21 protein-coding genes and 2 riboswitches are annotated in these 24,732 nt (G+C 67.8%); of the genes, 13 read left to right on the top strand and 8 right to left on the bottom strand.

The features are described 5' to 3' along the window. The first annotated feature begins 130 nt into the window (after window positions 1-130). Window positions 131-1,111, top strand: a complete 981-nt coding sequence (locus tag AC1MFL_RS06070) for an RNase H family protein (protein WP_479814040.1) — start codon at window positions 131-133, stop codon at window positions 1,109-1,111. A gap of 27 nt (window positions 1,112-1,138) precedes the next feature. Here the strand turns inward: AC1MFL_RS06070 and AC1MFL_RS06065 are convergent, their stop codons facing one another. The 6 genes from AC1MFL_RS06065 to AC1MFL_RS06040 all read right to left on the bottom strand — a co-directional run bounded on the left by AC1MFL_RS06065 (window position 1,139) and on the right by AC1MFL_RS06040 (window position 8,931). Beyond that, complete coding sequence (locus AC1MFL_RS06065; protein WP_226758626.1) at window positions 1,139-1,426, bottom strand: WXG100 family type VII secretion target; 288 nt, start codon at window positions 1,424-1,426, stop codon at window positions 1,139-1,141. A 121-nt stretch (window positions 1,427-1,547) separates the two neighbouring features. Beyond that, window positions 1,548-3,137, bottom strand: coding sequence for a sensor histidine kinase (locus AC1MFL_RS06060; protein WP_479815340.1), 1,590 nt, complete (start codon window positions 3,135-3,137; stop codon window positions 1,548-1,550). 5 nt (window positions 3,138-3,142) lie between these two features. Next, window positions 3,143-3,853, bottom strand: a complete 711-nt coding sequence (locus tag AC1MFL_RS06055) for a response regulator transcription factor (RefSeq protein WP_479814039.1) — start codon at window positions 3,851-3,853, stop codon at window positions 3,143-3,145. A gap of 686 nt (window positions 3,854-4,539) precedes the next feature. Next, a complete protein-coding gene (locus AC1MFL_RS06050) occupies window positions 4,540-6,195 on the bottom strand; it encodes a DNA repair helicase XPB (RefSeq protein WP_479814038.1) in 1,656 nt (551 codons plus the stop codon). After that, a complete protein-coding gene (locus AC1MFL_RS06045) occupies window positions 6,192-8,687 on the bottom strand; it encodes a helicase-associated domain-containing protein (RefSeq protein ID WP_479814037.1) in 2,496 nt (831 codons plus the stop codon). The genes AC1MFL_RS06050 and AC1MFL_RS06045 overlap by 4 nt, the downstream gene beginning before the upstream one ends. Window positions 8,688-8,697: 10 nt before the next feature. Continuing rightward, window positions 8,698-8,931 (bottom strand): hypothetical protein, encoded by a 234-nt coding sequence (locus AC1MFL_RS06040; protein ID WP_226758620.1) that lies wholly within the window; start codon window positions 8,929-8,931, stop codon window positions 8,698-8,700. A gap of 177 nt (window positions 8,932-9,108) precedes the next feature. Between AC1MFL_RS06040 and AC1MFL_RS06035 the strand changes: the two genes are divergently transcribed. Genes AC1MFL_RS06035 through AC1MFL_RS06025 form a run of 3 tightly spaced genes read left to right on the top strand, consistent with a single transcriptional unit; the run spans window position 9,109 to window position 11,552 of the window. Continuing rightward, the gene (locus AC1MFL_RS06035) at window positions 9,109-9,492 is read left to right on the top strand and encodes a cold-shock protein (protein WP_479814036.1); all 384 of its coding nucleotides are present in this window, start codon (window positions 9,109-9,111) and stop codon (window positions 9,490-9,492) included. A gap of 9 nt (window positions 9,493-9,501) precedes the next feature. Beyond that, on the top strand, window positions 9,502-10,200 hold the full coding sequence (locus AC1MFL_RS06030; RefSeq protein ID WP_479814035.1) for a DUF3027 domain-containing protein: 699 nt from the start codon (window positions 9,502-9,504) through the stop codon (window positions 10,198-10,200). 44 nt (window positions 10,201-10,244) lie between these two features. Next, window positions 10,245-11,552 carry an MFS transporter gene (locus AC1MFL_RS06025; RefSeq protein ID WP_479815338.1) on the top strand — a complete coding sequence of 436 codons (1,308 nt, stop codon included), beginning with the start codon at window positions 10,245-10,247 and terminating at the stop codon, window positions 11,550-11,552. Window positions 11,553-11,627: 75 nt separating this feature from the next. Here the strand turns inward: AC1MFL_RS06025 and serC are convergent, their stop codons facing one another. Beyond that, the gene (serC, locus tag AC1MFL_RS06020) at window positions 11,628-12,755 is read right to left on the bottom strand and encodes a phosphoserine transaminase (RefSeq protein WP_479814034.1); all 1,128 of its coding nucleotides are present in this window, start codon (window positions 12,753-12,755) and stop codon (window positions 11,628-11,630) included. Window positions 12,756-13,020: 265 nt separating this feature from the next. On the opposite strand from serC, the gene AC1MFL_RS06015 reads away from it, so the two are divergent. The 9 genes from AC1MFL_RS06015 (at window position 13,021) to AC1MFL_RS05975 (ending at window position 23,560) form a co-directional block, all read left to right on the top strand. Then, entirely contained in the window at window positions 13,021-13,716 is a 696-nt protein-coding gene (locus AC1MFL_RS06015) for an iron-dependent transcriptional repressor DtxR (protein ID WP_479814033.1), read from the top strand. 149 nt (window positions 13,717-13,865) lie between these two features. Then, window positions 13,866-14,076, top strand: a riboswitch (cyclic di-AMP (ydaO/yuaA leader). Window positions 14,077-14,086: 10 nt separating this feature from the next. Continuing rightward, a complete protein-coding gene (locus tag AC1MFL_RS06010; RefSeq protein WP_479815336.1) occupies window positions 14,087-14,902 on the top strand; it encodes a M23 family metallopeptidase in 816 nt (271 codons plus the stop codon). A gap of 149 nt (window positions 14,903-15,051) precedes the next feature. Beyond that, a riboswitch (cyclic di-AMP (ydaO/yuaA leader) is annotated at window positions 15,052-15,210 on the top strand. Between the two features lie 309 nt (window positions 15,211-15,519). Beyond that, a complete protein-coding gene (locus tag AC1MFL_RS06005) occupies window positions 15,520-16,281 on the top strand; it encodes an NlpC/P60 family protein (protein WP_479814032.1) in 762 nt (253 codons plus the stop codon). Between the two features lie 220 nt (window positions 16,282-16,501). After that, the gene (locus tag AC1MFL_RS06000; protein WP_479814031.1) at window positions 16,502-17,002 is read left to right on the top strand and encodes an HNH endonuclease; all 501 of its coding nucleotides are present in this window, start codon (window positions 16,502-16,504) and stop codon (window positions 17,000-17,002) included. Window positions 17,003-17,056: 54 nt separating this feature from the next. Beyond that, entirely contained in the window at window positions 17,057-17,779 is a 723-nt protein-coding gene (gene mobA / locus AC1MFL_RS05995; RefSeq protein ID WP_479814030.1) for a molybdenum cofactor guanylyltransferase, read from the top strand. Next, window positions 17,763-18,050 (top strand): DUF6457 domain-containing protein, encoded by a 288-nt coding sequence (locus AC1MFL_RS05990; protein WP_479814029.1) that lies wholly within the window; start codon window positions 17,763-17,765, stop codon window positions 18,048-18,050. Before mobA ends, AC1MFL_RS05990 begins: the two co-directional genes overlap by 17 nt. Then, on the top strand, window positions 18,047-19,480 hold the full coding sequence (locus tag AC1MFL_RS05985) for a molybdopterin molybdotransferase MoeA (protein ID WP_479814028.1): 1,434 nt from the start codon (window positions 18,047-18,049) through the stop codon (window positions 19,478-19,480). The genes AC1MFL_RS05990 and AC1MFL_RS05985 overlap by 4 nt, the downstream gene beginning before the upstream one ends. A 76-nt stretch (window positions 19,481-19,556) precedes the next feature. Then, a complete protein-coding gene (gene fdhD, locus AC1MFL_RS05980) occupies window positions 19,557-20,432 on the top strand; it encodes a formate dehydrogenase accessory sulfurtransferase FdhD (RefSeq protein WP_479814027.1) in 876 nt (291 codons plus the stop codon). Window positions 20,433-20,536: 104 nt separating this feature from the next. Beyond that, window positions 20,537-23,560, top strand: a complete 3,024-nt coding sequence (locus AC1MFL_RS05975) for an alpha-mannosidase (RefSeq protein WP_479814026.1) — start codon at window positions 20,537-20,539, stop codon at window positions 23,558-23,560. 427 nt (window positions 23,561-23,987) lie between these two features. Here the strand turns inward: AC1MFL_RS05975 and AC1MFL_RS05970 are convergent, their stop codons facing one another. Continuing rightward, window positions 23,988-24,722: a hypothetical protein gene (locus AC1MFL_RS05970; protein WP_479814025.1), complete on the bottom strand. Its 735-nt coding sequence runs from the start codon at window positions 24,720-24,722 to the stop codon at window positions 23,988-23,990. Window positions 24,723-24,732 lie beyond the last annotated feature (10 nt).

Below are 24,732 nucleotides of genomic sequence, written 5' to 3'. Positions count from 1 at the left end.
CCGCCGTCGGCGTTAACCCCCTCCGCCCAGCCCCTGTCCGGGCTCCGTCCGGCGCACACCAGACCACCGGCACCCCCGGTCACCGTCCGCACGGGCGTCAACGGCGGCGGGGGTCTGGCAGGATGGTGCAGTGACGATTACAGCAGCAGCCGACGGTTCGGCTTTAGGAAATCCCGGCCCGGCCGGATGGGCCTGGTACGTGAACGATGACTGCTGGCGGGCCGGCGGATGGCCGCACGGCACCAACAACATGGGCGAGCTGATGGCCGTGCTGGACCTGTTCCGCTCCACCGCACACATGCCGGGCGAGGACCTGCACATCCTGTGCGACAGCCAGTACGTCATCAACTCCGTCACCAAGTGGATGCCGGGCTGGAAGCGTAAAGGCTGGCGCAAGTCCGACGGCAAACCCGTCATGAACGTTGAGCTCCTAAAGGAGATCGACCAGGCGCTGGTGGGGCGCAAATATAAATTCGAATGGGTGCGCGGCCACGCCGGGCATGACCTGAACGAGGCGGCCGATGACCGCGCCAGGGCTGCCGCCACGGCCTACCAGCAGGGTGTTGCCGTGCGCCAGGGTCCCGGGTTCGGCGCCGCTGCCGGCGTCCTTGCTCCCGCAGCCCAGGCAGCACCCGCCGCCGCGCATCCGGCGCCGCAGGTGCCGGTGCCGTCCGGCCAGCAGGAGATGTTCGGGGAGCCGACACTCTTCGACGAACCCGACCTCTTCAGTGAGCTCGACGAGGACACCACCCCTGTGCCGGGGACCGACGCGAGCCCGGAAGCGATCGTTGAGTCACTTGAGCGCGAACTCCTCCTTCCGGAAACGCGTGGGGACTTCGGACGTACCGGGGTGCTGCTGCACCCGGACTTCACCGAAATCGGGACCTCGGGCCGGATCTGGACCCGGGATGCCGTGATGATGTCCCTGGAAGAGACGCCGGGCGGGCCGACCGAGCTGGAAATGCTTGGGGCGGACCGGCTGGACGCGGGCACTGTCCTCCTGACGTACCGCAGCCACACCCGGTCCGGAACAGCCCTGCGCAGCTCCCTGTGGGTCCATGACGGCGCCCAATGGCGGCTCCGCTTCCACCAGGGCACCCCCGAAGCCTGAGACCGCCTGCGGGGCCTTGAGAGGCGGTCAGCTGAAACGCTGGGTGTTGTTCAGTTCGGCCTGGGCATAGCTCGCCGCCGCGGAGTTGAGCGCCAGGTTGATCGAGGCAAGGGAAGCCTCGACCTTGCCCTGGGTCAGGGCCCACTCCGCGACGAGCGCCTGGAAGTTGGTGGCGGCCGAGCCGCGCCAGCTGGCCTGCAGCTCGTCCAGGCCGCGCTTCATGGACTGGACGTCGGCGCTGATGCGGTCGACCGTGGCCTTGACGTTCGCTGACTTGAGCTGGAGAAGTTCCGTATCGACGGAAATGATGCTCATGGGATGACCTCTCGACAGTGCCTGGTCCGGAATCTCCGGACCCTCCGAGCGTAGGCAGGCCGGTGAAGCCGGGGAACGGCCGGTCAACGGTATGTGGAAAAGCCGCGGGAGACCCGGCAGGCTACTCCCCGGCGGTGTCGCCCGAGCCCGAGCCCGAGCCCGAGCCCGAGCCCGAGCCGGAGCCCGAGCCGGAGCCCGAGCCGGGGCCGTGGCCCGAGACGGCGCCGGCACGTGTTCCTGACCCGGCGCCGGAGCCGGCACGCGACCCTGCGTCCTCGGCGGCCTCATCCAGGAACGGCAGGCTGACCACCAGGGTGGCGCCGCCGCCGTCGGTTTTCGCAACCCTGACAGTGCCCGAATGCGACCCGACGATGGCCGCGACGATCGCCAGCCCCAGCCCGCTGCCGCCGGTTTCCCGGGTCCGGGACGTGTCCGCGCGGTAGAACCGCTCGAAGATCCGCGCCGCTTCTTCCTCCGGGACCCCGGGGCCGTGGTCACGGACCTCGATGATGGACTGCCGGGTGCCGTCCCCGGAGGTCCGGACGCCGACGGCCAGTTCGATGGGCGTGCCGTCGGGGGTGTAGCGCAGGGCGTTGCCCACGAGATTCCCCACGACCTGCCGCAGCTTGGCTTCGTCGCCGAGCACCGGGGCGGGTCCGGGGGGCCGGCCGTCCAGCCCGGTCAGCGAGACGGTGCGGCCGCGGTCGCTGGCCTGGGTGTCCACCACGGCGTCGTTGGCAATCAGCAACAGATCGGCAGGCTTCTGCTGGAGCGGCCGCTGCTCATCGATCCTGGCGAGCAGCAGCAGGTCCTCCACCATGGTCCCCATCCGCTTCGCCTCGCTTTCGATCCGGCCCATGGCGGTCGCCACATCCTCCGGGGTGGACAGGGCGCCGTGCCGGTACAGCTCCGAGAAGCCGCGGATCGTCACGAGCGGGGTGCGCAGTTCATGCGAGGCGTCGGCCGCGAAGCGGCGCATCCGCGCCTCGGAGGCCATCCGGGCGGCGAAGGCCGTCTCGATGTGGGCCAGCATGGCGTTCAGGGAACTGCCCAGCCGGCCGACCTCGGTATTGGGGTTTTCGATTTCGACGCGCCGGGAAAGATCGCCCGCGGCGATTGCCGCGGCGGTCTTCTCGACCCGGGCCAGCGGCCGGAAAGACCGGGAAATGCTCCACGTGGCGATGAAGAAGGCCAGGACAAGGGTCAGCAGCCCGACGCCGACCACCACCAGGACGGCGTGTTCCATCACCGAATCCACCGGCCACAGCGGGAGCCCGATGACCACCACGGAGCTGCGCTCGTTGCTGTCCACGACGTTGAGGGCGACCACCCGCCAGTTGCGCCCGTCCGTGCCGCGGACCTGGAACGGGATCTGCTGGCGGTCGGCGGCGTCCGCCGAGGTGATGCTGGTGATGTCCGGGTGGAGTTCCTTGTTGCCGCCGAACGTCAACGGAGGCTGCCCCGGGGCGAAGAGCATCAGCGAGTAGTCGGTGGGAATGCTCTGGTTCTGGTCCTGCAGCTGGCTGAAGGACTGCTGCTGGCGGACCGAGGCGACCGCGGCCCGGAGCTTGTCGTCGACCTGCCCCTGCAGATAGCTGTGCAGGAGGGTAAGGGTACCGGCGCCGGTGGCAGTGAGGGCCACCAGCATCAGCGCGGTCATGATGGCGACGAGCTGCGACCGCAGCGACGCCGACTTCCACCGGTGCAGCAGCAACGTCAGCGCTTCTCGGCCGTCCGCAGCACGTAGCCGACGCCCCGTTTGGTCTGGATCAGGGCCGGGGCATCCGGATCAATGTCCACCTTGCGGCGCAGATAGGAGATGTAGGACTCCACAATCGAGGCGTCCCCGTTGAAGTCGTACTCCCAGACGTGGTCCAGGATCTGCGCCTTGGACAGCACGCGGTTGGGGTTCAGCATGAGGTAGCGCAGGAGCTTGAATTCGGTGGGGGACAGCTCGACCACGTTGCCGCCGCGGCGCACCTCATGGGCGTCGTCGTCGAGCTCGAGGTCATCGACGCGGATGACCGCATCGTCATCCTGCAGGGGCTGCGTGCGGCGCAGTACGGCGCGGATGCGTGCCACGACCTCGTCGAGGCTGAACGGCTTCGTGACATAGTCGTCGCCGCCCACGGTCAGGCCCATGACCTTGTCCTCTGTGTCATCCTTGGCGGTCAGGAACAGCACGGGGAAGTGCTTGCCTGCGGCGCGCAGCCGGCGGGTGACGGTGAACCCGTCCATATCCGGCAACATGACGTCCAGGACAGCCAGGTCGGGGGCGTGGAGATCGGCCGCCGCCAGGGCTTCGCGCCCGTTGGACGCGGAGACGACTTCAAAACCGGCAAAGCGCAGGGAAGTGGACAGCAGCTCGCGGATGTTCGGTTCATCATCGACGACCAGCAGCTTGGCTTCGGGACCGTTCTTTTTCATGGTTCCCATAATCCTCCCAGACTCTGGGAGTTTTCTGAATGGCGGATGTGTGTTGGATGAACGTCCCTCACGGCGCGAGCGGGCTGACCTCACGCAGTGCGCTCCGAAAGTCCCGGTAGCGCTCCGGCCCAAGGCGGCTTCCCACTTGCGTTCCGTTTCGGACGGTGGGCACGGCGACTTTCAGCACCGTCGTGAAGGTGATCCAGTCACCGTTGCTGTGGCCCGCCATCGGCCAGGTTCCGGAACGGCAGAGGGCGGAACTGGCGGCGAACTTTCCGTGGGAAACGGAAGCCCAGGTCTACGCTTCGGGGCTGTCCTCGGTGCTCCCGGCGGGCGGCCGCATGCCGGAGAGGCTGGACGCGTTCGATACCCAGCGGACGGCGATTGGAGGGAAGACATGCCCGAGGCCCCGCCGGCTGCCTGGACGGAGCAGCGCTTTGTTGACGCGGCCCGGTTCCTGGGCCGGCTGGCAGGAAGTCCCGAGGTCCGGGACCGCGGCCCCGCAGGAGGTGCGGTGCGCGCAAGCGAGGGTTTGCGGTTCTACCTGGACAGCGTTGCGGCTTCCGCCTTCATCCCGGGGATCCTGGGCAAGGACCTATGGTCGCGCCCCGCGGTTGCGGCGGACCCGTCACTGATCGCCAGAAGTCTGAAGCCCCGGGGCGCCCTGCCCGGGCGAGGGGTGCGGATCAGTCGGTGGGGGAGCTGGTGCCGACGTCCTTGGCGTCCATGATCCGGTAGGCGTAGCCCTGCTCGGCCAGGAACCGCTGCCGTTTGGCCGCGAAGTCCTGGTCCAGGGTGTCCCTGGCCACCAGGGAGTAGAAGCGTGCGGCGCGGCCGTCCTTCTTGGGGCGCAGCAGCCGGCCAAGGCGCTGGGCCTCTTCCTGCCGCGATCCGAAGGAACCGGAGACCTGGATCGCGACGGAGGCCTCGGGCAGGTCGATGGAGAAGTTGGCGACCTTGGACACGACCAGGGTCTGCACGTCGCCGGCGCGGAAGGCGTCAAAGAGCCGCTGGCGGTCCTTGACGGAGGTGTCGCCCTTGATCACCGGCGCCTGCAGGCGCTCGCCGATCTCGTCCAGCTGGTCGATGTACTGTCCGATCACCAGCAGCTGCTCGCCGGCGTGCCCGGCCACAAGCTGTTCCACCACCAGGGTCTTGGACTCCGACGTGGCGCACAGCCGGTACTTGTCCGCGTCCTCCGCCATGGCGTAGGCCACGCGTTCGTCGCGGGGCAGGTCGATCCTGACCTCGACGCAGTCGGCGGGCGCGATGTAGCCCTGCGCCTCGATGTCCTTCCACGGCGCGTCGTAGCGCTTCGGGCCGATCAGACTGAACACTTCGCCCTCGCGGCCATCTTCGCGGACCAGGGTGGCGGTCAGGCCCAGCCGGCGTCGCGCCTGCAGGTCCGCCGTCATCCGGAAGATCGGGGCGGGCAGGAGGTGGACCTCGTCGTAGATGATGAGTCCCCAGTCGTTGCCGTCCACCAGCTCCAGGTGGGGGTAGAGGCCGCCCCGCTTGGTGGTCAGGACCTGGTACGTGGCGATCGTGACGGGGCGGACCTCCTTGACGGAGCCGGAGTATTCGCCGATTTCCTCCTCGGTGAGGGAGGTCCGCTTGAGCAGCTCATCCTTCCACTGGCGGGCGGAGACCGTGTTGGTCACCAGGATCAGCGTCGTGGTGGAGCTGGTGGCCATCGCGGCGGCACCGACCAGCGTCTTGCCGGCTCCGCAGGGGAGCACGACGACGCCGCTGCCGCCGGCCCAGAAGTTCTCCATCGCCAGTTGCTGGTAGGGGCGGAGCTTCCAGCCGGACTCGTTGAGCATGATGGGGTGCGGCGTTCCGTCGACGTAGCCGGCCAGGTCCTCGGCCGGCCAGCCGATCTTGAGCAGCAGCTGCTTGAGCTGCCCGCGCTGGGAGGAATGCACGACGACGGTTTCACCATCGATCCTCGGCCCCAGCAACGGGGCGATCTTCTTGGCGCGGCTGACCTCCTCCAGCACCGGGTAGTCGGAGGTGCGCATGACCAGGCCGTGCTGGGGATCCTTTTCGAGCCGCAGCCGGCCGTACCGGGACATGGTCTCTTCGACGTCGATCAGCAGGGAGTGCGGCACCGGGAAGCGGGAGTACTTCAGCAGGGTGTCCAGCACTTTTTCGGCGTCCAGGCCGGCGGCCCGGGCGTTCCAGAGGCCCAGCGGGGTGAGCCGGTAGCTGTGCATGTGCTCCGGGGCGCGTTCCAGCTCCGCGAAGGAGGCGATCGCGTGCCGTGCCTCGGTGGCCAGTTCGTGGTCGACTTCGAGCAGGATGGTTTTGTCACTCTGGACGATCAGCGGTCCATCGTTCACTGGAGCAATTCCTCTGCGGCCTCTACGTCAATAATCCGGTGGATGGACAGAACACGTTCGGTTTCCTTGTCCGGATCGAACACCCGGACCCGCCCACCGTTCACAGCTACCGGAACAACCGTTTCCCGCACGGCATTCCCCATGCTGTCGACGACGTTCATCACCACGCGCTGTTTGAGCCGGATCGCCCTCTGCAGGGTTTCCAGCCCCAGCTGGGTTGCCTCCTCGCTGCCGGGGGCCACCGCGGGATGCCCGTCGGTGCCGCCCGCGGTGGGGCGTTCGCTGCGCAGCACGGCCAGCTGGGCGTCGACGTCGGCATCCGGCGGGGCGGTGCGCGGGGCGCTGTAGACCGGCCGCACGCTGCCGGCCGCCGCGGTGGTGCGCCGCAGCCGGATCCCGCCTGCCTCGGATTCCTCGACGGCCGGGGACAGCCCCAGGTTGCGGAGGACCTGCGCGGTTTCCCGGGCACCCGCGTGGGTGATCAGCACGGTGGGTGCGATCCGGACCAGACCGAGGCCGGCGGCGCCGGAGGTGTGGAGCAGCTCCAGGAGCGCGGTCTCGTCGTCGCTCTGGATGAAGCTCGCGGCGGTCCCCACCCGGAGCCTGGCATGGCGCGCGGCGGTGTCCTCGATCAGGTACTTCAGCGGCTGAGGGATTGCCGTGGCCGAATGCAGGTCCAGGAAATCGAGCATCGCCTGGGCATCCTGGCCCGCGTCGAGCGCGCGGCGGACGGAGGAGGCTGAGAAGCGGTAGATGGTGGCGGGGCCCTGGCCTTCGGCGTCGGCCATGGTGAGGAGCTTTTCGGTCAGTTCCGGGGCGAGGTAGCCGGGCGCCACGGCGGTGAGGTCGGCCTGGAGCAGGACGTGGTTCAGTGCGGCCGGCAGGTGTTCGCCCAGGATGCCCATCGCCGCGTCGGGCTGTTCGGCGGCGATGGCCGCCCCGATCTGGCTGAGCGCGCCCGAGCCGATGAGACCCAGCAGCTCCGCCTCGGCCAGGACCCCCCGGATCAGCGAGCTGAAACGCCGTGCCATCCGGGGCTGGGTCCAGTCGGCCCGCTCCAGCACTGCCGCCGCGTCCAGCACGGGGGCCTGCCCGTCCGGCGCCGCGGCCTCCTCGGTCAGCTCGGCAAGGATTTCCAGGATCCGTTTCCGGACCACCGGGGCGTCCGGGCGCTGGGCCTCGGCCGAGAGCGCGTTGATGGTGCTGCCGGTTGCGCCGCGGTGGAGGGCCGGGACCGTGGCCTGGCCGTTGACGGGCTGTCCGACGAGCGAGGGCGCCCGTTCGCTGGCGAGCCAGGCGTTGACGAGCCAGAGCCACTGCTCCTGCCGGGGAAGCGCCAGCCATTCCAGCTGCGGCGGCTGGACCCAGGCGGAACTGTCCACGTCCAGCCGGATGAGACCGGACAGGGCGCACAGCTCCGCCAGAACCCCGGCGTCGTGCATCTCAACCCGCAGGGCGTCCGCCAGGCGCTTCAGCTCCCTGACCCCCACGCCGCCGCTGCGCAGGGTGACCAGGGGCTGCTCGCGGACGGCATAGAGCAGCTCACCGACCAGCCGCAGGGTCTCGGCGATCGCGCCCAGGGCGGCATTGCGGCGCAGTGCCGCCGACGTGGACCCCAGCCGCGGGACCGGGGGCGTCAGTGCAAACTTTTCAATGACGAAGCCGCCGCGCAGGGACACCCCGACGCTGTGCGGAAGTTCCACGTGGGCGGCATCCAGCGGCACGAGCAGCCCGCGGGCCAGGAGCCAGTCCACGGGCCCGACGTCGGCGGCCTCGTGCAGGACGGAGGCGCGCCGTTGCGCCTGCGGCACGGCGCCCATGGCCCAGTTGCCGAAGCGTGCGAGCAGCGCCGTGGTGCGTTCCGGAGCCCCGGCCAGGATCTGCCGGAGGGACTCCGGCGTGGCGGTCCAGTGCTGCAGCGACAGGGCGGCCTCCATTGGCGTGGCCGCGGGGGAGAGCGCCGCCCCGTTCCGGTGCAGTTCACCGACCAGCTGGACCACGCGCTGCGCGAAGGCAGGCTGGAGCCGCACGAGTTCGGTGTAGCTGCGCCCCAGACCGGCCGGGTAGATCCCGATCACGTCCTTGAGGCTGCCCACCGGCAGGTAATACCGCAGCTTCGTGCCGGCAGCCGGCGCGGCGCCGTGCGGAGGCTCCGCCCGGTGGACGAGGGCCAGTTCCTGCAGCGAGTGCAGCATCTTCTCAATGGAGCCCAGCGTGGCGCCGTTGATGAGTTTCTTCAGCATGGGGGCGGAGGCGCTGTGCCCGGTGTCCGTGTTGGTGCACAGGTGCAGGGTTTCAAGGACCTGCATTTCCGGGCGGTTGAGCCGCTCCAGGGCCCGCTGCACGCTGACGCGGCCGCTGGCCCGGGCGGCTAGGGCGGCGAAGTCCGGCACGCCGGGGGAAATGAGGTCCGGCCGCGCGGAGAACAAGGCCCGCAACGAGTCATCGCTGCGTGCCTGCAGTTCCTTGCTGAGCGCGCGGATAAGGGACATCAGTGCCACGCTACCTTTCGTCTGGCCGTCGGGTCCGGCGCCGTGCTGCAATTCCGTCAACAATGAGCAGGAGCATCAGCAGGAAAGCCAGGGGAAGCCCGTACAAGGCAGTGGAGGTGATCCAGACGGGCGACACGGCGTTATTGAAGGCCATCGCCATCACGACGCCGACGGCCGCGAGCGACAGGACGGCGGCGGCGGCCGCGACGATCAACAGTGGCCGCCGGAAACGCAATGGTGTCATGGAGCTAACGCTAACAGCCCGGCTTGTCCCGCGCCCCAAACGGCCAAAGTAGGCTAGGCAGGATAACCTTGAAGGAACAGACCAATACGGTCCGGCAGCCATACCCTGAACCCGCATATCCATGCGGATGCGGTGGCCGTCCGCCGTGTCACCAGCAGAACGAAGAAGGTTGATTACGTGCCTATTGGCAAGGTCAAGTGGTATGACAAGGAAAAGGGCTTCGGATTCCTCGCAGGCGAGGACGGCCAGGAAGTCTTCCTGCCCAAGTCCGCGCTGCCCGAGGGCGTAACCGAGCTCAAGGCCGGCACCCGGGTCGAATTCGGTGTGGCCGACGGCCGCAAGGGTGCCCAGGCCCTGGGCCTGCGCGTGCTGGACAAAACGCCCTCCATCGCCAAGGCCAAGCGGCCCAGCGCGAAAGACCTTGCCCCGCTGGTGCAGGACCTCGTTTCCGTGCTGGACAACCTGTCCGGCACGCTGTCCGCGGGCAAATACCCGGAAGGCAACAAGGGCAAGGCGATCGCCGTCGCCCTGCGTAAGGTTGCCGACGAGCTGGACGCGTAGGTCTCGGCGATGACTCCAGAAACTGATCAGACCTCCTCCCGGGCCGCCGGGGACAGGGGCGCCGGGGACAAAAAAGCCGGGGCCAAAGAGGGCTCCAAGCCCCGCGCCGGCGTCCCCGTCTGGCGCACCGGCAAGCCCGACGCGTTCCTGGCCGCCGCCGTCGACGTCGCCCGTGCCGCCCTGGAGGGCATCGCCCCGGCCGAGCAGATCGGCAGGCACCTGGCTGCCAAGAGCGAAGGCGACCGCCTGGTCACGCACCTCTTCGAATCGAAGCTGGCCGGTTACGGCGGGTGGACCTGGTACGCCGTGCTCACGCGCAACTCTCGCTCCAAGGTCGTTACGGTCGACGAGCTGGGCCTGCTGCCCTCGGAGGATTCGATCCTGGCGCCCGAATGGGTCCCGTGGGCCGAACGGGTCCGCCCCGGCGATGAACAGGGCGAGGATGAACTCGCGGAAGCCGCAAGCCCGGCACCCCTGCCGGACGCCGAGGTGACAGGGGATGCGGGGGACACATTCGACACCGGCTCCGCTGCCGGTGAGGCGCGGGAAGACGATTCGGACGACGCCGACGGCAACGCGGACGGTGCCGGCGACGAGTACGACGCCGACGATGTTGACGACGACTCTGAAGATGACGAGGACTCCGAGGACGACGAGGACTCTGAAGACGGTCCGGCCGACGGGCTCCCCGCAGCGCAGGCTGACTAGCGGTTGGAACCATCCGGGGCGCTGCACTGTGAGGGCTGGACATGATGTCCACCTTCAAGTCCCTGCACATCCTGAACTACCGGATCTGGTTCATCGGGGCGATCATTTCCAATATCGGGACCTGGATGCAGCGCACTGCCCAGGACTGGCTGGTCTTTGACCACCTGACCGAACACGACGCCAGCGCCATGGGCATCACCATGGCCCTGCAACTCGGGCCCCAGCTATTCCTCGCCCCCGTGGCCGGGCTGGTGGCGGACCGTTTCAACCGCAAGCAGCTGCTCGTCGCGACCCAGTCGGCGATGGCGGTGCTGAGCGCTGCCCTGGGCATCCTCGTGATTTCCGGGGCTGCGCAACTGTGGCATGTCTACGGTTTCGCCCTGCTGCTCGGGGTCGTCTCCGCACTGGATGCTCCCGTGCGCCAGACGTTCGTCTCCGAACTGGTCCGCGACGATTACCTCCCCAACGCGGTGGCGCTCAACAGCGCCTCCTTCAATGTGGCGCGGATGATCGGCCCCGCCGTCGCCGGCGTCCTCACGGTCGCTGTGGGACCCGGCTGGGTCTTCCTGATCAACACCCTGACCTTCGTGGCCCTGCTGCTGAGCCTGTGGCGGATTCCCTCGGCGTCGCTGCGCCAGCTGCCCCGGGCGTCGGCCGGCAAGGGACGGATCCGGGAAGGGCTGCGGTACGTGCGGTTCCGGCCCGACATCGTGGTGGTGCTGGTCGCGGTCTTCATCGTGGGCACCCTGGGACTGAACTTTGTGCTGTTCATCGCGGCCATGGTCGGCACGGAATTCGGCCTGGACGCCAGCGCCTTCGGCCTGATGAATTCCATTATGGCCATTGGATCCGTCGCCGGCGCCCTGCTGTCCGCCGGACGACAGAAGCCCAGGCTGCGGATCATATTCGGGGCGGCCGGAGCCTTCGGCGTGACCGCGGGCATCGCCGCACTGGCCCCCAGCTACTTCTGGTTCGGTGTGGCGCTGGTTCCGGTGGGACTCTTCGCCATTACCATGCTGACGAGCGCCAACGGCTACGTCCAGACGACCACCGACCCCGTGATGCGCGGCCGGGTGATGGCGCTCTATATGGCGATCTTCATGGGCGGCACGCCCATCGGGGCGCCGTTCGTGGGCTGGGTCGCAAACGTCGCCGGCCCCCGCTGGTCGCTGAGCGTCGCGGCGGCCTCGGGCCTGATCGCGGCCCTGATCGGGCTGGTGTGGATCGTCCGGGCCAGGCAGCTGCGGATCCGGTTTGACCGCCGCGCCCGAGGCCTGCGCCAGTTCCGCGTCGTGTCCGCCGGGCCCCGGAGCGCCGACGGCCCCAACGCGGACGGCGCCGCCCGGGAATAAGACCGGACGACGCCGTCGAACGCTGACGCTCGTTGTCGATTGCTGACGCTTCAGCGCTCTGTGTTGGGCGGGCAGCTACTTTTTCAGCTCGCCCACCACGAAGTCGATGCATTCCAGCAGCGCGGACACGTCGTCGGGCTCGATGGCCACGAAGGTCGCGATCCGGAGCTGGTTGCGGCCCAGCTTGCGGTACGGTTCGGTGTCCACAATGCCGTTGGCGCGGAGCACCTTCGCGATCGCGGCGGCATCGATGGAGTCGTCGAAGTCGATCGTCGCGATGACGTTGGAACGGTCCTCCGCCTTCGCCACAAACGGGGTCGCGTACTTCGAAGCCTCGGCCCAGCGGTAGATGCGGCCGGCGGAATCCGCGGTCCGCGCCGAGGCGAAGTCCAGTCCGCCGTTCGCGTTGAGCCACTGCACCTGGGCGTCCAGCGTGACGAGCGTGGCCAGCGCGGGGGTGTTGTAGGTCTGGTTCAGCCGCGAGTTGTCGATCGCGGTCTGCAGGTCCAGGAAGTCCGGGATCCAGCGTCCGTCGGCCTTGATCCGCGCCGCCCGCTCCAGCGCTGCGGGGGAGAACAGGCCAAGCCACAGGCCGCCGTCGGACGCAAAGTTCTTCTGCGGGGCGAAGTAGTAGACGTCCGCTTCGGCGACGTCGACGTCCAGCCCGCCGGCAGCCGAGGTGGCGTCCACCAGGACGAGGGAACCCGCGTCGGCGCCGGCCACACGCTGGACCGGAGCGGCAACGCCGGTGGACGTCTCGTTCTGGGGCCAGGCGTAGACATCGACGCCGGCTTCGGCCCGCGCTGCAGGGCGGGTGCCCGGCTCGGACTTGATGATGGAGGACTCCGCGAGGAAGGGTGCCTTGTTGGTCGCTGAGGCGAACTTCGAGCCAAACTCGCCAAAGGACAGGTGCTGTGCCTTGTTCTCGACCAGGCCGAAGCTGGCGATGTCCCAGAACGCGGTCGATCCGCCGACGCCGAGGATGACCTCGTAGCCGTCGGGGGCCCGGAAGAACTGGCTGAGCCCGTTCCGGACCGAGCCCACGAGGTTCTTGACCGGCGCCTGGCGGTGGGATGTTCCCAGGAGCTTCGAAGCCGCGGCGAGGGCTTCCAGCTGTTCCGGGCGGACCTTGGAGGGTCCGGCGCCGAACCGGCCGTCCTTGGGAAGGAGGTTTGCGGGAATCGTGATGCTGGTGTCGCTCACAGTGGCTCCAATTTTCGGCAGGTACTAGGGTGCGGCTCAGGAGATGGCCCGGCAGGTGGCTGCAGCGGAGCCTTGCGTTTCATTCTGCCTGACTGCCCGGCAGGCGAGGCAAAAGCGGCCGTCACAGTCCGGTCATTGAGATTATCCGGACAAATTCAAAATAGGCTAAGCTGTCCTGCGAACGTACGGCGGACCCCGCCAGGGCGCCAGCAGCTCGCGGTACGGTGGGAATCACGCAAGGACGGCGCTCGAGGAGCTGAGCTGAATGACGGATCTGATCGATACAACCGAGATGTATCTTCGGACCATTCTGGAACTTGAAGAAGAGAACATTGTCGCTCTCCGTGCCCGCATCGCCGAGCGGCTCCGCCACTCGGGCCCGACTGTTTCGCAGACCATTGGCCGCATGGAGCGCGACGGGCTGGTGGTCGTTTCGGGCGACAGGCACCTTGAACTAACCGCAACCGGCCGGAAACGTGCCATCGAAGTCATGCGCAAGCACCGCCTTGCCGAACGTCTGCTGGCCGATGTGATCGGGCTCGACTGGGCCTATGTCCATGAGGAAGCCTGCCGCTGGGAACATGTCATGAGCGAACGGGTGGAGCGGCGGATCTTCGAGCTGCTCAACCACCCCACCGTCTCGCCCTATGGCAACCCGATTCCCGGCCTCGCCGAACTGGGGGGCCTGCCGTCCCAGCCGCCCCTGGACGGCGTTGTGAATTTGCTCGAGGCCATGTCCGGCTACGGGCCGGATTCCCGGGTCAGGGTCAGCCGGCTCGCCGAACCCATCCAGGTCGAACCGGAACTGCTGGTCCAGCTTGACGAAGGCGGCATCCGCCCCGGCGCATCGGTGTCACTGGAGCGGGTGGGGGAGTACATCTCGGTGCGGGTGCCGGATATCGAGGGCGCACTGGAACTCCCGCCCGAGGTTGCTGCGCACGTCTTTGTTACCGTCAGCTAACCGGCGCTAGTCGTCCGCTCATGGGACGACCCATGAGTTGTGCACAGAATCGATAACGGATTTATCTCCCGACGGCTTCATCGCCTATAGTTGAAGGCTAGTACCGATACCAAAGCGTTATCTGATCCGAGCCGAGCTCTGCCAGCGGATCAGTCCCAGAGTCACCTTTCTGGCAGGGGCGGGGGAACCACTTCCGGCTGTTTTGCAGCCTTGGGGTGAAGTCCGTCAGCGGCAAGCACGCTCCACCGAGGGACTCCTTTGGATGCCTCTGTGCCTGGGTGCTTGCTACGGCGGGCCGGGTCTTTGATCTCTCTGACCCGAATCCGACAGCTAACCCCGCAGGCTCTCCAGAGAGGAACCGTTCTTGACCATCCAGACCGCCAAGGGCCGCCGCCGTGCGACCGGTCCCGCTCCGGAGCCGCGTCCGGCCGTCGCCGTCCTGGCAGACCGCCCGCGTGACGCGCACCGCGATGAACGCAGGGGCCGCCGCAGCCCGTTCCGCCAGGTAACCGACTTTGCCGCCGCCAGCGGCGTCGGGCAAAAGGCCGGCATCGCCCTGGCCGCCACGGGACTGGTCCTCACTGTCACCGTGCCCGCCACGGGCCCTGTCATGGCCACGGACGCCGCGTCCGGCTCGGGATCCGTGTCGGCCGCCGTCCAGCCGGACGTCACCGCGGCCGAGGCCAAGATCGACTTCAGCCGCACCGCGGTCACCACCCAGGGTGACCCGGACGGGAAGCTCAAGCAGTTGCTGAGCGCCCAATCCGTCGGCAGCATCACGCGTGCGGCATCGGCGGGGACCCTCGGTGCGCCGCTGGATGTGATGATGGCTTCCTCTCCCTTCGGCTACCGTGTCAGCCCCATCACGGGCGGTGCGGGTGAGTTCCACCGCGGCCAGGACTATGCCGCACAGTGCGGAACAGCCGTCCACGCGGCGGCCAGCGGCACCGTCACATTTTCTGGATGGCACCCCTATGGCGGGGGTAACCGCATCGTGATCGACCACGGCAACGGCCTGGAGACCACCTATAACCACCTGTCCTCTTCCTCGGTCCACGTCGGCCAGAAGGTCTCGCGCGGGGACCTCGTCGCCATGAGCGGCACCACAGGCGCGTCCACCGGCTGCCACCTCCACTTTGAGGTGATGGTCAACGGCGATGTTGTTGACCCCCTCGGCTGGCTTTGAGCCAAGACGATGGATCACTCTCGCATTCTTGTGACATGCCGTGATCTGAATGTGACATTGCGTCCCAACTGCTGTACCGTTTGACCTACGCCAACTTTTCCGAAGTTGGCGCTCTTGAGTGGATTGCCTAGCTCTGCCACCGCTCAAGGTCCGTTCGCATGACATCGTCTGGCAGGGGCGGGGGAACCAATTTTGGTCTTCGCAAGAAGACCTTGGGGTTAAGTCGCAAAGCTTCCCAGGAAGCAGCGCGGCCGGGTGACTCCCATCCGAATCCGACAGCTCACCTCGCAGGCATTGGGAGAGGCTACTTTCGTGTCTTCACGCCACAATGCTGCGCGTCACCGCGCTTGCGCGGCTCTAACGAGCCCGCTGGAATCCAATGTCCGTACCGCCCTTTTTGGTGCCCGGAACGGATTCCATGCCGCCGTCTCAAGCTCTGCTGAGACCGGCCCGCAGGCCAAGCACCTGCACGCAGTTCCCGCTTTTGGCGCGTCTTCGCAGTACACCCTTCGCTAAGTAACCCATTTCGGGGCGATCCGGCGTACCCCCAAGATGCCGGAGCGTCCTCAGCCCGCGCCCGAAAAGCGCGGACCCAGGATCACGAAAGAGAGAACTTAATGACTACTCGTGCAAACGCACGGCACCGCGCCGAGGTCACCAAGACCAACTCGCTGGCCGTCATTGCCAAAGCTGTCGGCGACAACGCCGGCGGCATGGGTCGCCAGGCTGCAGTTATCGCAGCTGCTTCCGGCCTCGTCCTGACCAGCGGTATCGCGGCCAACGCTGCTGAGACCAACGTCCAGCGCGACTCCACCTCCGCTTCCACGCTCGAAGTACAGTCGGCCTCCCCGGCGACCATCTCGGCTGCTTCGACCATCGCGATCTCCTACGAGAAGCCGGCTGTCACCACGTCACCGGCCCCCGTCGTCGAGGCCCCGAAGCCTGTCGTCAAGGTGCAGGCGGCTCCCGCCGCCGCCCCGGCCGCAGGCACGAAGGCCGGCGCCGCCGCCTCCACCGCTGCCGCCACCCCGGCCCTGGCCGTCGCCAGCGGCATGGGCGCCACGATCGCCGCGGCTGCCTACGCCCAGATCGGCATCAGCCAGGACTGCACCGCACTTGCCACGAACGCGCTGGCTGCTGCGGGCATCAACTACCACGGCTGGCCGGCAGGTTACCTGTCCCTGGGACGCACCGTGAGCGCTGCCGAGGCACGCTCCGGCGACCTTGCGTACTACGCGAACGGTGGCTCGGGCATGGCCCACATCGCTGTTTACGTCGGCAACGGCATGGCCGTCCACGGCGGCTGGAACGGTGGGACCACGTCCCTGCAGACCGTCAACGTCGGCTCCGGTCCGGTCTTCATCCGCGTCGGCGGCTAAGACTTCACCTGATCGCAACACAAAGGACCCCCGCCATCCGGCGGGGGTCCTTTGTGCTGCCGGAGCGTGAACTTCAGCCTGCACGGCCGGCCGCCGGCAAAAAAATTCGGTGAAACGGCACCTCAGTGTTTACTCTTGTTTTGTCGATCCATAGCCCGACCATGCAGAGGGCAGCCGGCCCTCGTGCCCCTGGCGGGTGCGGCCGTGAAGAGGTATGCGGATGCGCACTCTCGTTCTGAATGCTGGATATGAACCGCTGGCGGTTGTGACCTTCCGCCGGGCGCTCGTCCTTGTGCTGACCGGGAAGGCCAGCGTCGTGGCGGAAGGCGACGATCCCGTCGTCGGACCCCAGGACGTCCTGGGCCGTCCCTCGGTGATTCTGTTGAATCGCTACATCAGGCCCCGGTACAACACCTCAACGGCGGTCAGCCGCCGGGGTGTGCTCCGCCGGGACGGACAACGCTGCGCCTACTGCGGCAAAGCTGCCCACACCATCGATCATGTCCAGCCCAAATCCAGGGGTGGCGCGGATTCCTGGGAGAATCTGGTCGCTGCCTGCCTGAGGTGCAACAACGCCAAGGGTGACCACACTCCGGGGGAAATGGGGTGGAAGCTCAGCTTCACCCCTGCGCCGCCACGCGGCACAACCTGGCAGATCAAGGAACTAGAGAAGCCCACTCCGGCCTGGGACCCTTTCCTGCTGCCGGAATCCGCGGCCTGAAGCAGGTCCCTTACTCTGATCCGGGATATCCCCGGACCGCGTTAGGCTGGGCGGGTGGAATTTGATGCTGTCATTCTTTCCGGCGGGAGGTCCTCCCGGCTGGGCGGCGTCCCCAAGTCCGGACTGATGCACGACGGCGCCTCCCTCCTTGAGCGCGCCCTGCTGGCCGCCCGCGCCGCGGCGGCAATCGCCGTCGTCGGGCCCGACCCGGGGGGGCTGCCCGAGGGTGTTCTGAGCTGCCGGGAGGACCCGCCGTACGCCGGACCCGCCGCGGCCATCGCCGCAGGTCTTTCCGCGCTGGCGCAGGACCGCGACGGGGAACCGCGCCACCGTGTTGCCGCCCCGTACACCCTGGTCCTGGCCTGCGACATGCCACGGGCGGGCGCTGCCGTCCGGGTGCTGCTGGAGGCGGCTGCGGGAGCCCCCCCGGTGGACGCCCTGGTGGCAGTGTCCGCTGACGGGCGCCGGCAGCCCCTGGTGGGCCTATATGGCACAGTTGCGCTACAACGATGCGTCGCCGAGGCAGCCCGGCGCGGCACGCTTGAAAACGCCTCGGTGTTCTCCCTTCTTGCTAGGCTGGAGGTGCGGGAGGTCAGCGTCCCCGAGGGGTCCACCGATGATGTGGATACTTGGGACGATGCGTCCGCATTAGGGGTGACCCGCCCGCCCGGCGGGAGTGGCAGTGATAGCCATGACCGCGGCCGCCAATCCGGCAGCCGGCCCGGGACTCCCCAGCTGAACTCGACCTTGGAGGCAAACGGTGAAAACCCAGGATGAAACACTGGAAGACTGGTGCCGTGCCCTGCTTCAGGCCCTGGAACTGGAAGACGTCGAGGTTGACGTGAACGAGGTCCTGGCCCTCGCCGGTGTGGCAGCGCACTCTGTGGTGCGCCCGGCCGCTCCCTTGACGACGTTCATCGCCGGCTTCGCGGCAGGCCTGGCCTCCGGCTCGGGACAGGCCACGGATGCCGTTTCCATGCAGGCAGCGATGGGCGTAGCCCGCAAACTCGCCACGGACTACGCGGCCACCGAAGCCTCCGGGGCATGACACCTGCACCCCCTCACGGCGGCGCAGCTGCCGCCGGGGTTGGGCCGGCATCCGGCGCGGAACCCGATGCGCCGCCGCACCGGCACCTCGCACACACCTGGCAGGAGGCCTGGCAGCTTGCCTTCGACTGCGCAACTCCCATTCCCGCTGCCCCCGTCGCCCTGAGCGAGGCCCTGGGGCGGACGCTTGCCGCCGATGTGGAAGCGCTCGTGGACCTGCCGCACTATGCCTCCTCCGCCATGGACGGCTGGGCGGTCAACGGCAGCGGACCCTGGATCCTCGCGGAACCCGGCCAGCGGTTGGCGCCCCACCAGGCCAGCCCGATCGTCACGGGCGGACTGATTCCTCCCGGGGCGAAGGCCGTTCTGCGCAGCGAAAGCGGCACCATCGCCAGCGATGAGGAGGGGTTGCCGGTGCTGCAGCTTGGCGGCCGCGCCAAGCCCGGTGAGCCGCGGAACGGCGAACACATCCGAAAGGCCGCGCAGGAAGCCGCCGCCGGGGAAATGCTGATCAAGAGCGGCACGCTGCTCAACCCCGCCCACCTGGCGCTCGCGGCCCTCGCCGGCCACGACAGCCTCCAGGTGGTGGGCAAAGCAATCGTCCGGCTGGTGTTCACCGGCTCCGAGGTGGTCACGGCGGGGATCCCGGAGCCCGGGCAAGTGCGCGACACCTTCGGTCCCCAGCTCGCCGGCGTCGTGGAAATGCTTGGGGGAATCTGCGCCGGGGAAACAAAAATTGGCGACAGCTATGCCGAGTGGCTTGCCGCGCTCGAGGACCCCGAACCGGCAGAGGACGCCGGGGCAGCTGCCGCGGGGCAGCTTCCCGGGCCTTCCGCCGCCGGGCCGTTGCCCGCCGACGTCGTCATCACCACGGGCGGCACCGGCCAGTCCGGCACCGACCACCTGCGGCGGTCCGTCGCCGAGCTCGGCGGCCGGCTGCTCATCGACGGCATCGCCATGCGGCCAGGCCACCCCGCCGTCCTGGCGGAGCTGCCGGATGGCAGGTTCATCATCGGGCTGCCGGGCAATCCGCTGGCCGCCATGATGGCACTGTCAACCATTGGCGCCCCGCTCCTGGCGGCACTGGGGCACCGGCCCCTGCCTCATGTCACCGAGGTCCCCTGCGGATCCATGATCGAGCCCGACCCCGGCCGGACCCGGCTGATGCCCTTTCGGCTGCTCTACGGCATGGCCTCCCCGGCGCAGCACACCGGCCCGGGAATGATGCGCGGGCTGGCCGCGGCCGACGGTGTCCTGGTGGTCCCTCCGCATGGAGTGCAGCTGGGGGAACTCGTTCCGGCCTTTGCCCTTCCCTGGGGCGCGCCCCTTCCGGATCCTGCGGCCGCGAAGGACAAACCGGCCCCCAAGCGGCCTGCCCGGAAGCCTGCCGGAACCGGCGGCCCTGTGGACTGGAGTGAACTGCTGGGGTAGCACCTTGCCTTGAACCCGCGCTGGCCACCCGGCCCAGTGCTTGCCATGATGGAGATATGTTGGTTAGGAGTACCTGATGGGCCGAGTAACACAGCGCCGCAAGGTGCATAAATACGTCCTGGACGGGTCGCCCCAGGCACTTGAATTCCCGGTCCGCTACCGGGAGGACGTGCTCGCCGTCGAGGAACCGCTGGAAATCCGGCTGGACAGCCTGTCCTTTTCCGTCACCATGCGGACCCCGGGGAGCGACTTTGACCTCGTCGCGGGCTTCCTCGTCTCCGAGGGCATCATCTGGAGCCCCGAACAGCTCGTCTCGCTGCGGTTCTGCGCCGGGGAGGACGAGGACGGCGTCCAGACATTCAACGTGGTGGAAGCCCAGCTGAGGCCCGACGTCGTCCGGCCGGACATCGGGCGAAACGTGTTCACCTCAAGCTCCTGCGGTATCTGCGGCACGGATTCCATTGAAGCCGTGCACAAGTCCTCGCATTTCAGCCCTGCCGACGACCCACTGGTGGTTCCCGTCACCATTCTCGCGTCCCTTCCGGACCGGCTGCGGGAAGCCCAGGCTGTCTTTGACGTCACCGGCGGCGTGCACGCTGCCGGTCTGTTCCGGATCGCCGACGACGGGTCCGCCGAACTGCTGTGCGTGCGTGAGGACGTCGGACGCCACAATGCCGTGGACAAGGTGGTCGGCTGGGCCCTCCGCGAAGGCATGCTGCCACTGCGCGGCACCGTGCTCCAGGTCTCCGGACGGGCGTCGTTCGAACTGGTGCAGAAGGCGGCACTGGCCGGCATTCCGGTGCTGGCCGCGGTGAGTGCGCCGTCGAGCCTGGCTGTCGAACTCGCCGAGGCCAGCGGCATCACGCTGGCCGGGTTCAGCCGCGGCACGTCGCTGAACGTTTATGCGGGCGCCGGACGCGTGGGCGGCGTGCCCGTACCCGTAGGTGGCTAAACGCCGCTGAGTGCCCCCTTGGCGTGGGACCGCCGGCAAAGTAAGTTTTATCCATCAATTGGATGCATTTCAGCGTCATCCACGCCAGCGCTAAGAGGAACACATTGCACGACGACCGCCGTCTCACGGAAGTCCGGCTCGACCGATTTATTCGCGAACGCATCGTCCCCGCGGTTTATCCGCGCAGCGAGCCGCTCACCCTCAGCAGCTGGGATGTCCCGGATGAACCGGTGCCGGCCCTGGAGGCGCTCCGGCAGCAGTTCACACCGCAGGAGCACGGAGCCGCCTGGGGGCGGCCGTGGAGCACCAAATGGCTCCGCCTGCAGGGGCAGGTTCCGGACGCCTGGGGCACGGCCCCGGACACTTCAGTCGAAATCATCGTCGACCTGGGCTTCAGCGGCGACCTTCCCGGCTTCCAGTGCGAAGGAATCGCCTGGCGCCCGGACGGCACGATCGTCAAGGCCATTTCGCCGCGGAACCAGTACATCCCGCTGAAGCTTCTGGGCAGCGGGATGTCGGTCGACTTCTACGTCGAGGCGGCCGCCAATCCCGATCTGTCGCAGGGCTGGACCTTCGCAGCCACCCCGTACGGGGACAAGGCGACCGCGGGAAATGACCCGAAATACCGGCTCGGCAGGATCGTCATCGCCGAACTCAACCAGACTGTCTGGGAGCTGCAGCAGGACATCTGGACCCTCAGCGGCCTGATGCACGAACTGCCGATGGAACTGCCCCGCCGTCACGAAATCCTCCGCGCGCTGGAACGGATGCTGGACGTCATGGACCCCGACGACGTTCCGGGCACAGCAGGCGCGGGGCGGGAGGCCCTCGCGGGGGTCCTGGCCCGCCCGGCCTACGCCTCGGCGCACCACTTGCTCGCCACCGGACACGCGCACATCGACTCCGCCTGGCTCTGGCCCGTCCGCGAAACCATCCGCAAGTGCGCCCGCACCTTCTCCAACGTCGTGGCCCTGATGGACGAAGACCCGGGTTTCGTGTTTTCGTGCTCCTCGGCCCAGCAGCTCGCCTGGACCAAGGAACTGTACCCCGAGCTGTTCGAGCGGATCCGGGAGAAGGTCAAAACCGGGCAGTTCGTCCCCGTGGGCGGCATGTGGGTCGAGTCGGACACCAACATGCCCGGCGGCGAGGCCATTGCCCGCCAATTCCTGGAGGGAAAGAGCTTCTTCCTGGCCGAGTTCGGTGTGGAATGCGAGGAAGCGTGGCTTCCGGACACCTTCGGCTATTCGGCGGCCATGCCGCAGATCGTCAAGGCCGCAGGCAGCAAGTGGTTCCTCACACAAAAAATTTCCTGGAACCAGGTCAACCGGATGCCGCACCACACCTTCGACTGGGAAGGGATCGACGGTACCCGGCTCTTCACGCATTTCCCGCCGGTGGACAGCTACAGCTCCGAACTCAGCGGCCGGGAGCTCGCCCACGCTGAGCGGAACTACCGGGACCACGGACGGGGCACCACCTCGCTGGTCCCGTTTGGCTACGGCGACGGCGGCGGCGGTCCCACCCGCGAGATGCTGGCGGCGGCGCGCCGCACTGCGGACCTCGAAGGGTCGCCAAGAGTGGAAATCGGCCCGGCCGCCAACTTCTTCGCCCGCGCCCAGGCCGAGTACGAGGCACTCCCGGTCTGGGTCGGCGAGATGTACCTCGAACTCCACCGCGGCACGTACACCAGCCAGGCCAAGACAAAACTGGGCAACCGGCGCAGCGAACATCTGCTGCGGGAAGCTGAACTCTGGTGCGCCACGGCCGCCGTGCGCACCGGGTATAGGTACCCCGCGGCAGAGCTGAAACGGCTCTGGCGCCTCGTCCTGCTGCAGCAGTTCCACGACATTCTCCCCGGCAGCTCCATCGCCTGGGTGCACCAGGATGCCGAGCGGAATTATGCCGCCGTCGCCAGGCAGCTTGAGGAGATCATCGCCGGCGCCGCCGGCGCGATGCTGGGCGCTGGGGAAACTGACTTCCTGCTCAACGCCGCTCCGCACAGGCGCACAGGCGTCGCCCCGCTCGCCATCGCCGCGCCGGCGGACGCGGGGGAGCCGGTGCTCGTCACCGAGGCAGTCGGCAGCTTCATCCTGGACAACGGGATCATCCGGGCCGTCATCAACGCCGATGGCCTGCTGGAATCCCTGATCGACCATGCGAGCGGGCGCGATGCGATCGCCCCCGGACAGTTCGGGAACGTGCTGGAACTGCACCGGGACACCCCCAACGAATGGGATGCCTGGGACATCGACGCCTTCTACCGCCGCAACGTCGTCCGGCTGACCGGTGCGCGTTCGGTGGCAGTGGAGCGCAGCGGCGGGGACGCCGCCGTCGTGGTGGAACGGCTGGCGGGCGCTTCGACTCTGACGCAGCGGATCTCGCTGGCGCCGGGGGCGGCGTCCCTGGCGATTTCCACGGCGGTGGACTGGCAGGAAAGCGAAAAACTGCTCAAGCTCGGGTTCGCCCTCGATGTCCGGGCCGACCGCTCCGCCTCGGAGACCCAGTTCGGTCACGTGTTCCGCCCGACGCATCTCAACACCTCCTGGGAGGCGGCGAAGTTCGAGATCTGCGCCCACCGGTGGATTCACGTTGCCGAACCCGGCTACGGGGTGGCGCTGTCCAACTCATCAACGTACGGACATGACGTCACCCGGGCTATCCGGGAGATCGACGGCGGGACGACCACCACCGTGCGGCTCTCGCTGCTGCGCGCGCCGAAGTTCCCGGACCCCGGTGCGGACCGCGGCCTGCACGAATTGAACGTCACCATCCGTCCCGGCGCCAGCATCGCCGACGCCGTCGAAGAGGGGTACCGCACGAACCTCGCGCCCCGGGTTCTGAAAGGTGCCCACGGCGTGGAACCGCTCCTCACGGTTTCCAATGCCGCGCTGGTGGTGGAAGCCGTGAAGCTCGCCGAGGATGGCTCCGGCGATGTGATCGTGCGGGTTTATGAATCCCTGGGGGAGCGGTCCGCCGGGCACGTTAGAGCCAACTTCGGCGTCAGCGGCGTCCATCCGGTGGACCTGCTGGAACGTCCCGCGGCTGCGCCCGGCGTGACTGCAGCGGTGGACTCGGCGGAACTGGCGCTCCGGCCCTTCCAGCTGGTGACCCTGAGGTTTGTGCGCTGAGGCCGCGGTCCGGGCCGGCCGGTAAGGCGCCGCCGGGAGGCTCTCCGGCAGGCATGCGCCGTTAAACAGGCTGAGTGGGAGCGGTCCAGTTGGACCGCTACCACTCATCCCCCCAATGGCGCTTGGGCGGCTGCCTCGGCTCCGCACGGATTGTCCCCGTTCACGAAGCGGATGCCGCTTTCACACATTCATGATTCTCTCACGATCTAATGATTTTGTGAATGCCCGGCTGCGGTCTTTACGTAATGTTGCATTACCGTTACCAGTTTTGTTCGAGACCAGCCCGGACAACCAGAAGACGACGAGGCCCACGACGTAGCCCAGGGCCGCCACCGTCACGGCCAGGCAGCTGAGCCTCAGCGCCCAACGGCCGATTCCGCCGGCAATCAGGGTGGGCCCTGACTGCGACGAGACCGCCCCCCGTCTGCTAGCCGGTCAAGCCAGTGTGGGCTTTCCGCGACTTCGCTGCCACCATTTTCGACACCCAGATCAAGGCAAGCCCCACCACGAGGCACAAAATGGCGGCGTAGCTGAAGACGAACCGCAGATACCCCAGCGACGGTGGAATGACGGGGGACAGCAGGCTCAGCGTCATGGCCACTGAACCGACTGCCAGCAATCCGGCGCCGAACCGCACGAGGCCGGGCAGTCCGCTGCGTAACGTCCGCACCATGGCAGGCAGGAGGGCGAGGGAGACGTATGCGGGATAGAGACGGCCGGCGGCGCCATAGTATTCCACGAGCGCGGCATTGCGTGCATCTTTGGCATACACCGCGACCAACCCGGCCGACGAACCCGCGGTGTCCATCATCAGGAAGACCATTACCAGCGCGACTGACGCCGCTCCCGCAAAGGCGAGCCCATAGGGCCCGGTAATCAGCCGGAGGCTGTCCGTTGCGCCGAACCCCCGCGCGATTCTGAGCCCCAGCGCAAAGATCGTGCCGAAGATGATGAAGCGCAGCAGCAGGTTGGCCAGGTTGAAGCCGCCCAGCACCCCGTCCACGGCCAGATACGGTGCGTCGATGCTCAACAGGATTGCCGCGGTAACGAACGCGTAGATAGTGAACAGCGACCGGTTCTCTCCCCGGAGGGCGCTCGGGATACGTGTGATGGCAGCCAGGGCGCAGACGGCCAGGGTGGTCCACTGCAGGGTCGCGATCATTGAGAAATCA

The organism is Arthrobacter sp. BG3 (assembly GCF_056680185.1).
Note: the sequence above shows the minus strand (reverse complement) of the source record. Positions and strands in the feature narration are given on the sequence as shown.

What these genes read in the sequence shown, in the direction of transcription:
- AC1MFL_RS06065 (WP_226758626.1), bottom strand. Translation starts at nt 1,426, where the DNA reads ATGAGCATCATTTCCGTCGATACGGAACTTCTCCAGCTCAAGTCAGCG.
- AC1MFL_RS06055 (WP_479814039.1), bottom strand. Translation starts at nt 3,853, where the DNA reads ATGAAAAAGAACGGTCCCGAAGCCAAGCTGCTGGTCGTCGATGATGAA.
- AC1MFL_RS06045 (WP_479814037.1), bottom strand. Translation starts at nt 8,687, where the DNA reads ATGTCCCTTATCCGCGCGCTCAGCAAGGAACTGCAGGCACGCAGCGAT.
- AC1MFL_RS06040 (WP_226758620.1), bottom strand. Translation starts at nt 8,931, where the DNA reads ATGACACCATTGCGTTTCCGGCGGCCACTGTTGATCGTCGCGGCCGCC.
- AC1MFL_RS06030 (WP_479814035.1), top strand. Translation starts at nt 9,502, where the DNA reads ATGACTCCAGAAACTGATCAGACCTCCTCCCGGGCCGCCGGGGACAGG.
- AC1MFL_RS06025 (WP_479815338.1), top strand. Translation starts at nt 10,245, where the DNA reads ATGTCCACCTTCAAGTCCCTGCACATCCTGAACTACCGGATCTGGTTC.
- AC1MFL_RS06015 (WP_479814033.1), top strand. Translation starts at nt 13,021, where the DNA reads ATGACGGATCTGATCGATACAACCGAGATGTATCTTCGGACCATTCTG.
- AC1MFL_RS06005 (WP_479814032.1), top strand. Translation starts at nt 15,520, where the DNA reads ATGACTACTCGTGCAAACGCACGGCACCGCGCCGAGGTCACCAAGACC.
- AC1MFL_RS06000 (WP_479814031.1), top strand. Translation starts at nt 16,502, where the DNA reads ATGCGCACTCTCGTTCTGAATGCTGGATATGAACCGCTGGCGGTTGTG.
- AC1MFL_RS05985 (WP_479814028.1), top strand. Translation starts at nt 18,047, where the DNA reads ATGACACCTGCACCCCCTCACGGCGGCGCAGCTGCCGCCGGGGTTGGG.
- fdhD (WP_479814027.1), top strand. Translation starts at nt 19,557, where the DNA reads ATGGGCCGAGTAACACAGCGCCGCAAGGTGCATAAATACGTCCTGGAC.
- AC1MFL_RS05970 (WP_479814025.1), bottom strand. Translation starts at nt 24,722, where the DNA reads ATGATCGCGACCCTGCAGTGGACCACCCTGGCCGTCTGCGCCCTGGCT.